The sequence below is a fragment of the Streptomyces kebangsaanensis genome (genome assembly GCF_001906585.1).
In the GTDB taxonomy this organism is placed as follows: Bacteria; Actinomycetota; Actinomycetes; order Streptomycetales; family Streptomycetaceae; genus Streptomyces; species Streptomyces kebangsaanensis.
Map to the genome: position 1 here is coordinate 5001 of NZ_JUJA01000074.1, position 8902 is coordinate 13902.

At 74.9% G+C, this 8902-nt stretch carries 12 protein-coding genes; 5 read left to right on the forward strand and 7 right to left on the reverse strand.

Going from position 1 to position 8902, the window contains the following annotated elements; genetic code table 11:
- The 3 genes from RH94_RS42995 to RH94_RS10780 all read right to left on the reverse strand — a co-directional run.
- Positions 1-1128: serine/threonine-protein kinase (locus RH94_RS42995; RefSeq protein WP_234425680.1), on the reverse strand; the 1128-nt coding region annotated here is incomplete at its 3' end.
- The gene (locus RH94_RS10775) at positions 1110-1970 is read right to left on the reverse strand and encodes an oxygenase MpaB family protein (RefSeq protein ID WP_079188980.1); all 861 of its coding nucleotides are present in this window, start codon (positions 1968-1970) and stop codon (positions 1110-1112) included. The genes RH94_RS42995 and RH94_RS10775, both read right to left, overlap by 19 nt.
- Positions 1971-2048: 78 nt before the next feature.
- Positions 2049-2435 (reverse strand): ferredoxin, encoded by a 387-nt coding sequence (locus RH94_RS10780; protein WP_073947408.1) that lies wholly within the window; start codon positions 2433-2435, stop codon positions 2049-2051.
- 144 nt (positions 2436-2579) lie between these two features.
- Between RH94_RS10780 and RH94_RS10785 the strand changes: the two genes are divergently transcribed.
- From RH94_RS10785 to RH94_RS10805, 5 genes are all read left to right on the forward strand, one after another.
- Complete coding sequence (locus RH94_RS10785) at positions 2580-2984, forward strand: ChaB family protein (RefSeq protein ID WP_073947409.1); 405 nt, start codon at positions 2580-2582, stop codon at positions 2982-2984.
- Positions 2985-3022: 38 nt separating this feature from the next.
- Entirely contained in the window at positions 3023-3391 is a 369-nt protein-coding gene (locus RH94_RS10790) for a DUF6479 family protein (protein ID WP_073947410.1), read from the forward strand.
- 47 nt (positions 3392-3438) lie between these two features.
- Positions 3439-3711 (forward strand): hypothetical protein, encoded by a 273-nt coding sequence (locus tag RH94_RS10795; protein WP_073947411.1) that lies wholly within the window; start codon positions 3439-3441, stop codon positions 3709-3711.
- A 309-nt stretch (positions 3712-4020) separates the two neighbouring features.
- On the forward strand, positions 4021-4827 hold the full coding sequence (locus tag RH94_RS10800) for a YhjD/YihY/BrkB family envelope integrity protein (protein WP_073947412.1): 807 nt from the start codon (positions 4021-4023) through the stop codon (positions 4825-4827).
- A 66-nt stretch (positions 4828-4893) separates the two neighbouring features.
- Entirely contained in the window at positions 4894-5385 is a 492-nt protein-coding gene (locus RH94_RS10805) for a DUF1360 domain-containing protein (protein ID WP_073947413.1), read from the forward strand.
- 92 nt (positions 5386-5477) lie between these two features.
- On the opposite strand, the gene RH94_RS10810 is transcribed toward RH94_RS10805, so the two are convergent.
- The 4 genes from RH94_RS10810 to RH94_RS10825 all read right to left on the reverse strand — a co-directional run bounded on the left by RH94_RS10810 (position 5478) and on the right by RH94_RS10825 (position 8812).
- Complete coding sequence (locus tag RH94_RS10810) at positions 5478-6464, reverse strand: Acg family FMN-binding oxidoreductase (RefSeq protein WP_073947414.1); 987 nt, start codon at positions 6462-6464, stop codon at positions 5478-5480.
- 186 nt (positions 6465-6650) lie between these two features.
- Positions 6651-7544 carry a universal stress protein gene (locus RH94_RS10815; RefSeq protein ID WP_073947415.1) on the reverse strand — a complete coding sequence of 298 codons (894 nt, stop codon included), beginning with the start codon at positions 7542-7544 and terminating at the stop codon, positions 6651-6653.
- Between the two features lie 107 nt (positions 7545-7651).
- Complete coding sequence (locus tag RH94_RS10820; RefSeq protein WP_073947416.1) at positions 7652-8341, reverse strand: CBS domain-containing protein; 690 nt, start codon at positions 8339-8341, stop codon at positions 7652-7654.
- 30 nt (positions 8342-8371) lie between these two features.
- A complete protein-coding gene (locus RH94_RS10825; RefSeq protein WP_073947304.1) occupies positions 8372-8812 on the reverse strand; it encodes a pyridoxamine 5'-phosphate oxidase family protein in 441 nt (146 codons plus the stop codon).
- Positions 8813-8902 lie beyond the last annotated feature (90 nt).

An 8902-nucleotide genomic window follows, 5' to 3' on the forward strand; every position in this document is an offset into this window, starting at 1 on the left:
GTGGTGCCGGTCGGCGAGGGCCCTGGCGGTCGCCGGGGGCGGGCCGGGCCGGGCGTCGGGGGCGGGCTCGCCGGTGCCGGCCGTGAGGGCGCGCGTGGTCCACTCCCCGGTGAGGCCGGCGGCCGGGGCCGGGGGCGTGGTGCGCAGTGCGGTCCCGGTCGCCTTGGGGCCGGTGGTCATGCCGCGCGTCCAGGACGGCAGGCGGGCCTCTCGTCCGGCCGGCTCCGGCGGGCGCGGACGCGGGCGCGGGGCGACCACCGTGGGCACGTAGGAGGGCACGGTGCGGCCCGCGACGATGCGGCGGTACAACTCGTGGGCGTCCCAAGGTCGTTGCTCGGGGTGTTTGGCGAGCAGGTCGAGGATGACCCGCTCCAGGTACTCGGGGAGTTCGGCGCGGTGACGGCGCGGCGGCTCGGGCGGGGTGTCGCGGTGGCCGACCAGGACCGCCCAGGTGTCGTCGAGGTCGAACGGCGGTGCTCCGGTGGCGATTTCGTACAGCACGCAGCCCAGCGAGTACAGGTCGCTGCGCTGGTCGACCTCGGTTCCGCCGATCTGCTCGGGCGACATGTAGTGCGGGGTGCCCATGGCGATGCCGGTGCCGGTCAGCCGGGCGGTGAAGCCGATGTCGTGGCCGAGCCGGGCGATGCCGAAGTCGCAGATCTTCACCGTGCCGTCGGCCAGGCGCATGATGTTCGCCGGTTTCAGATCGCGGTGCACGATGCCCTGTCGGTGGGTGTGGGCGAGGGCGGCGGCGACCTGTTCGGCGATCTCGACGATGTCCGGGACGGCCAGCGGCCGGTGCTCGTTGTCGTCCAGCAGCCGGCTGAGGTCGCGGCCGTCGAGCAGTTCCATGACGAGGTAGAGCACGCCGTCGGACTCGCCGAAGTCGTGGACGACGGTCACCCCGCGGTGCTGCAGCGCGGCGGCCACCCGGGCCTCGCGCCGGAAGCGCTCGCGCAGCACCCGGGTGAAGGAGGGGTCGTGGTGCGGGCCGAGCGGCTTGAGGCACTTCACGGCGACCTGGCGGCCCAGCGACTCGTCCCGCGCCCGCCACACCTCGCCCATGCCGCCCCGCCCGATCGGGTCGAGCAGCCGGTAACGGCCCTGGATCAGCCTGGTCTCCGACATCTCGCGCCGCCCCCGTCGCCGTGTGCCCCGTCCAGTATGGCGGGCTGTCGTCCGGCTTTGTACGGTGCGGGACGGGCCTCGGGCCCGAGCCTGGCCATCGCGCGGAGGATGTGTTTGGGCGGGAGTTGCCAGCGCAGACGTGCGGGGACACAGCGCAGCAGGGTGCCGGTGGCGCGCAGCCGGCGGGTGACGGTGGCGGGTGCGGGGGCCGGCCTGCCGTACAGCTCGTGGGCGTACGGCGGCAGACAGGCGTACGCCAGCCGTGCCACGCGCCGCCACAGCACCTCCCGCGCCGGGACGAGCAGCGGGTGCACCGGCGGCCGGAGCAGGAAGGCGTCGACTTCCCGGGCGCCGGCTCCGGCGGCCAGTTCGGGGCGCACCGTGTCGAAGTAGGCCGCGAGCTCCGCCCGGCCGGCGGGCACGGTGTCCGGGTCCAGGCCCACCAGGCGGGCGCTTTCGCGGTGTTCGGCGATGTAACGGTCGGCCTGGGCGTCGGTGAGCGGGAAGCCGGAGCGGCGCAGCACGTGCAGATAGGAGTCGATCTCGGCGCAGTGCACCCACAGCAGCAGTTCGGGGGCGTCGATCCGGTAGCTCTCCCCCGTCTCCGGGTCGGTCGCCGAGAGCATGCTGTGGATCCTCCGCACCCGGGCACCCGCCTCCTCGGCGGCCTCGGCCGTCCCGTACGTCGTCGTCCCGACGAAGCCGGCGGTGCGCAGCAGCCGGCCCCAGGCGTCACGCCGGAAGTCGGAGTTCTGCAGCACGCCGCGCACCGCGCGCGGATGGAGGGCCTGCAGATACAGCGCCCGGATGCCGGCCACCCACATCATCGGGTCGCCGTGCATGTTCCACGTCACGGATCTTGGACCGAACAGCCCGGGGTCGCCCACGTCTCAAGGCTCCCACGTCCGCGTGCCCGCGGGTCAGCCCAGCGTCGCCATGAATTCCGAGCAGGCACGGGCCGTGGCCCGGCAGGCGTCGGCGGTCCGCTCGGCGCCCGGGTGCCGGTCGAAGACGTGCGCGCTCTCCAGGCAGACGGCCCGGCACCACTCCAGCTGGACGCGGATGCCGGCCTCGTCCTGGCTGTTCTGCTCCGAGAGCATCCGGCAGGTGGCGTCGCAGACCTCCGCGCACATGATGCCCTTGCGCCGCAGGAGTTCCTGCTCCTCGCTTCCGCCCGGGTCCACCAGGCTCGCGCGCAGCGCACACGCCCGGGCGCACTCCGTGCACGCCTGTGCGCAGGCGAAACGGTCCTCCAGGAACTGGATGAGTTCCCGCTGTTGCGAAGTCGTGGAAGATGGCGTATTCACACCGCGCGGGTAGCCGGGGCCACGGCCGCCAAACGCGGCGCTCCGAAGGCTTCCGGCCGTTTTCCGCCTCCCCCGCCGGGCACCCGTGCGGCCCGAGAACGGGGAGACGCGGACAGGACGCGGACGTGATACGGAGGTGGACCCGTGCCCGGACGACAGGAGCTGCCGTCGACGCTGGAGCGCTCCCCCGAGGACGCTCAGCACACCTGGATCAAGGCCCACGACTCCGCGGTGGAGGAGTACGGCGAGGGCGAGCGGGCGCACCGGGTGGCGTACGGCGCGCTCAAACACAAGTACGAGAAGGTCGGCGACCACTGGGAGCGCAAGGAGGACGGCCGCAAGGGCCCCTCGGACCCGCGGTCGGCCCGGCCCCGCGGGCAGGGCGGGCGCAGCGGCGAGGGCGTCGACGAGAACGCGTCCAAGGAGCACCTGTACGAGGTGGCCAGGCGCCTCGGCGTCGAGGGGCGCTCAAGGATGTCCAAGGGTGAGCTGCTGGACGCGATCCGCAAGGAGAACCGTTCGAGGACCCGGCAGGCACGCTCCGGGTGAGCGGGTTGGCGGTGGTGACCAGGGGTACTCGCGGGGCCATGATTACCGCATCGCTGGACATCGCCGCGACCCGGGGCTACGTGATCGGCGTCTGGCCGTTCGTCGTCGCCGTCGGCCTGCTGGTCCTGCTGATCGGCGCCTTCTGGCTGGGCGCACGCATCCGCCGCCGCGAGCCCGCCCCGCCGCGCCCCGAGGAGCAGCCGCGGCTGCCGGAGGGCGGTCCGGTGGGTGAGGTCCTGGAGAACCGCGAGCCCGACGAGGTGCCCAGGAGCCGTGACCGGCTGACCCCGCACCAGCTCAAGGAGCACGGCAACCTCGGATCCCGCACGAGCCCGACGCGGACGCGTCCGCGCTGGAACGAGGGCGGCAGCGGCTCGTTCGGCAGCGGCGGGCCGGGCGGCCCCTGACCCCGCCTGCCCGAAGGCGAGGCCGGCGCACGGAGGGAGTGGGATCCATGGCCGACGACCGCGACACCCTGCCCCTGCCCGACTGCGGCCGGCTGCCCCTCGGCTCCCTGGAGAGCCGCGTGCGCTCACCGACCGCCCGCCCGGAGCAGCTCCAGGCGGGCGCCCGGCCGACCCGGGGCGACCCGACCGCCCTGCGCCCCGGGCAGGGCGAGGGCCGCGCCGGCTCCCCGGCGACCCCGGCGGCCTCGCCGGTGCCGTTCGGCCCGCCGCCGCACGGCACCCCGGACCAGCGGGGCAAGCCGAAGGGCGACCGCTCGTAGAGCGCGCGGACACCCGTGCGCCGTGCCGTTGCGGATCCCCGCGGCGGGCCGCCGGCCCGGCAGCCGCACCACTGGGCGCCGCTGAGCAACCGCGGTATCGGGCAGGTGAGTTCGGTCCGCAACTGCAGGGTGAGGACGCCGCCCGGGTGCGCCGGGCGGGCCGGGTCGCGATGATGGGGTGTGCGCGGCCGCGTGCCGGCCGCCCGGGGCTCGGAGAGGAGGCGCCGTCGCCATGTCACGTCCGACTCGGTCCCGCACGGCGGTGTCGCACGGCGCCGGCCCCGGAGACGGACGCCCGCGGCGGCCGCGTTGAGCGAGCGGGGGTCCGCCGAGCGCCCGACGACGCACCTCGGGTGGGCCGTTGAGCTCTACCGGCGCGGCAAGCGGCTGGAGCTCATGCACCGGGCGATGGGGTTCGCCACGCTCTCCCTGGTCACCCTGGCGCCCCTGCTGATCGTGGTGGCCGCGCTCGATCCCCTGCACCACTCCGGGTTCGCGCTGTGGCTGGTGGACGGCATGGACCTGTCCGGCCGGTCCTCCAAGGTGCTCACGGAGGTCTTCAATCCGCCGGTCAAGGTGGCCGCCACCACCAGCGTGTGGGGCCTGGTGCTGCTCGTCGTGTTCGGCGTGTCCTTCGCGTCGAGCGTGCAGAACGCCTACGAGCGGATCTGGCGGCTGCCCTCCGGTCCGTGGCACCGGATCTGGCGCCAGGTCGTCTGGCTGATCGCGCTGATGGCGTACCTGTACGTGCAGGTGGTCACCCGCACCGTGCTTGAGGGGACGCACCGGATGCTGATGAGCGTGGGTGTGGGCGTGCTGTTCTTCTGGTGGGGTCCGCACTTCTTCCTCGGCCACCAGGTGCGCTGGCGGCTGCTGTTCCCCGGCGCCGTCGCCACCATGGTGGGCCTGGTGGGTCTGCGGGTCTTCTCGGACCTGGTGTTCACCCCGCTGATCGTGACCAACGCGGTCAGTTACGGCGCCATCGGCACCATCCTGGTGGTGGAGTCCTGGCTGATCGGCGTGGGGTTCGTCGTCTACGGCGGCGCGCTGTTCGGCCATCTGTTCTGCGACCGGATGGGGCACCTGCTGCAGCACGAGGAGGCCGGCGACGAATGAGCCCGTGCCCGGAGGGCACCCGGGCCGGGTCACATGATCCTCACGACACCGGCCAGGGAGGCTGCCATGGCAGCCGCGGAGCGGTCCTACGACGAACAGGGCGAGGCGCCCCTCGGCGGGTACGCCGCGCTGGCGGCGGTGTTCGCGACGGGTGCGGTGCTGTTCGCCCTGACGGCCCGGCGCCGGGGCGTGCGCCTGCCCGACCGGGTTCCGCCGTGGGACGTCGTCCTGCTGGGCGGTGCGACGTTCAAGGCGTCCCGGCTGCTGACCAAGGACAAGGTCACCGGTTTCCTGCGCGCCCCCTTCACCCGCCGTACGGACGACATCCCCGCCGGCGAGGTGAGGGAGGAACCCCGCGGCACCGGCGTCCGCCGCGCCGTCGGCGACCTCGTCTCCTGCCCCTTCTGCACCTCCGCCCGGGTGGCCGGCGCCCTGACCGCCGGATACACCTGCGCTCCCCGCGCCGCCCGCCTCGTCTGCGCCGGCCTGGGCGCCGTCATCGTCGCCGACTGGCTCCAGTACGCCTGGAGCCTCACGGAACGGAAGGCGGAGGGCTGAGACGTGCGGGCCCGTTCGGGGCCCGTCGTGCGGGCGTCGGCGCCGCTCCGGTGAGCCTGTCGCACCCGGCCGGTGCGGCCCGGCCGGTGCGGTCAGGTGATGTCGAGGACCTCGTGGACCGGGCGGCGGGGGCTGGCGAGGCCGCCGGGTCCGTAGCCGAGGCGCAGCACCATCTGGACGTGGCCGCTGCCCGCCACCGGGTCGCGGGCCAGCAGGCGCAGGTCCGGGCTCTCCAGCGGGTGGGAGGTCAGGGAGGTGGCGAGGCCCGCCGAGGTCGCCTCCAGCAGGACCCGTTCCAGCGCCTGGCCGGCGAGCAGCCAGTCGGCCGGTGTGTCGCCGCGGGTGCTCAACAGGGCCAGCTGCGGGTTGCGTTCGAAGTCGGCGGCACCGCGGTCGGCCACCGGCCTGCGGCCGGCGAAGTCGCGCAGCGGGGCCTTTCCGTCGCGGCGGTGGGGTCCGAAGGCGTACTCGGGGACGCCGTCGGTGGCGACGTCGGCCTCCGGGCCGAGCCGGGTCCAGCGCGTCAGGTCCTCCCTGGTGACGGGGTCCAGGGTTTCCCGGCCCTCCGCGTCGCGGACCAGCTCCAGTACGGTCTCGGTGTGCCAGCGCCCGGGGAAGAGCAGCTCGGCACCCTCCCGGGCCGCCGCCGCCCGCAGCGCGGCGCGGACGTCCTCCGGCACCTCCCGCTCGGTGAACGGGTAGCGGCTGGTGTGCCGCCTGGAGATCGCCGGGTGCAGCCGTCGCAGTTCGTCGTCGTCCGTCGCGGGTTCCGCGAAGTGCACCGCGGCGAGCAGCAGCGGGTCCGCCGGGTCGGGCAGCAGCCGGACCTCGGGGGCGAGACCGGCGTGCGCGGCGGCGACCCGCAGGTTGAACAGCGCCGCTCCGCATCCGATGTGCAGGGCCCGGTGGCCGGGGTCGGACCGGTGCATGGCCCGCCGGAGGTCGGCGTACAGCAGGAGCAGGGCCTCGTCCGGCAGGAGGCGGAACCTCCAGGGCTGGGCGTTGTGCATGGACGGGGCTGCCGTGGCCTCGGCGACCAGCGTGGTCACCGTCCCGCTGTCGAGCTGTCGCGCCGCCATCGCAACCTCCTCGGGCCGGGCGCCGCCGTACGGCTGCCGGGATTCCGCTGCCTCTACGGTCCAGTCAACGCCTGCCGGGCCCTCGCCGCATGAGCCGGCCGGCCCGGGTCGGGGCCGGCGACGGGGCCCCTGGGCCCGTTCGTCCCGCCTCCCGGGCGGCCGGCCGCCCTGCCGCGCGGGCTCCGGTCAGGGGTGGGGAACCACCGCGACCGGCGGTACCGCGTGGCGCAGTACCGCGTCGGTGACCGGCCCGACGTGCGCGCCGAGCGCGCCCTGCCGGACCGTCCGTCCGACGACCAGCAGCGCGGCGTCCCCCGAGGCGTCGACCAGGTGGGCGCCGGCCTGGCCGATCACGGCCTGGGCGGTCACCGGCACGCCGGGGAACTTCTCCTGCCAGGGGCGGAGCACGTCGCCGAGCGGAGCGGTCACGGAGTCCGTCTCCGCGAGGCCGGCGCCGTCGGCGGGCTCGTCCGCCGGGCCGCGGCCGTGGACGACGCGGAGGGCGGTGCCGCGCCGCGCGGCGGCCTCGAAGGCGAACGCGAGTACGGCGTCGTCGGGACCGTCCAGGTCCACGCCGACGACCACGTCGCCGCCGGCGCTGCCGCCCGCGACCGGCTCCCGGCCGTCGTCCTCCGGCTTTCCGGTGTCGGCGGCGCGGACCAGTACGACCGGCCCCTCCGCCCGCGCCACTACCCTCCGGGCCACGGAACCGAGCAGGAAACCGGCGGCCCTGCCCGGGCCGCGCGAGCCGAGCACCAGCATCTCGCCGTCCGTCCCCGCGGCCACGAGGGCCGTCGCGGGATCTCCGGGGAGGCGGTCGGTGATGACCTCGAGCCCGGGGTGACGGCGCGACAGGCGGGCCCGGGCGCCGGTGAGCAGGCGCGCGGACCTCCTGGGGTCCGGCGGGACGGCCACGCCCGCGAGGGACGCGTACGGGACGATCAGCTGTTCCCAGGCGTGCACGAGCCGCAGCGGCACACCCCGCAGCAGGGCCTCGTGGGCGGCCCAGTCGGCCGCGGCGAGACCGGCGCGGCCGCCGTCGAGGCCGACGACGACGGGACGGACAGGGGTGGTCGGCATGGCAGCGGCCTCCTTCGGTGGACGACTCCACTCTCCTGACCGGTGCCCTGCGGCAGGAGGGCCCAATGGTCCCTGGCGGGGTGCCGATGGACCGCGGGGCGATCTCCCTACGGCTGCTCGTCGGCCAGGTCGGGTTCGAGCAGGGGGCGGCGGGGCGGTCCCGCGAGGGCGCTGTGGACGTCCACCACGCCCTCGACGGAGCGTGCCAGGCGCAGGGCGAGCGGTGTCAGGGAGGTGTCCTGGACGCGGCCGGTGAGGGTGACGACGCCCTCGCGCACGGTCACGCGTATCGACTCCGGCGGGGCCGGGAACGGGGCGGCGGCAAGCCGTCGGCGGATCTCCTCGGCGATGTCCTCGTCGCCGCGGAGGAAGACCTTGAGCAGGTCGGAGCGGCTGACGATGCCGGTGAGCAGACCGTCGTCGTCGACGACCGGCAGGCGCTTGACGCCGTGCCGGGCCATCAGACGGGCCGCCCGGGCCAGGCCGGCGCCGGGATGGACGGTGACGGCCGGGGCGGTCATCAGTTCCTCGGCGGTCGCGGCCCCCGCCCTGGCCTCGTCCACCGGGCGCCACACCTGGCCGGGCAGGTCCGGCTCGTCGGCGCGGAACTCCTCCTTGCGCAGCAGGTCGGCCTCCGAGACGACGCCGATCACCCGGCCGCCGCCGTCCAGTACGGGCATCGCGCTGACGCCCCACCGCTCCATCGTCCGCACGATCTCCTTGAACATCGCACCGCCGGCCAGGGCGACGACGGTACGGGTCATCACGTCACCGACGGTGTACGGGGAATCCTGCATGGCGCCCTCCGGCGGGTCCGGTCGAACAGGTCAGGAGAGTGGATCGAGACCGTACATGCTGCGTCCGCCGACCAGTTCGCGGCCCGTGACCAGCTCCGGCTCGATACGGACGAAGACCTCCCGGGGCCAGGGCACCCAGGAACGCGGACCGCTCACCGCCAGCCGCCGCCGCTCGGCCGGATCCGTCACCACCGCGGCCGCACCGGTCACCACCACACTCCACCCCGACCGCGCCACCGCGTCCACCTCGTCCGCCTCGAACGCCACCACCGCACCCTCCACCGCCCGCACCAGCTCCGAGTCGGCCGAGGTGCGCAGCAGCACCGCACCGTCGCCGTCCAGGGCGAAGTTCACCGGCAGCACCGCCGGCAGGGCATGACGCGTGTGGACGACACGGCCCACCGGCACCTTGGCCAGCAGCCGCAGACACTCCTGCCGGTCCAGCTCACGGAACCCGTCGTTGCGATACATCAGCCATCCGTCTTTCCACCCGGCACGGCGAACCCGGCACGGCGGGCACAGCCGTGGTACATGCCCCCATCCTCCGGCCGCCCGGACCGC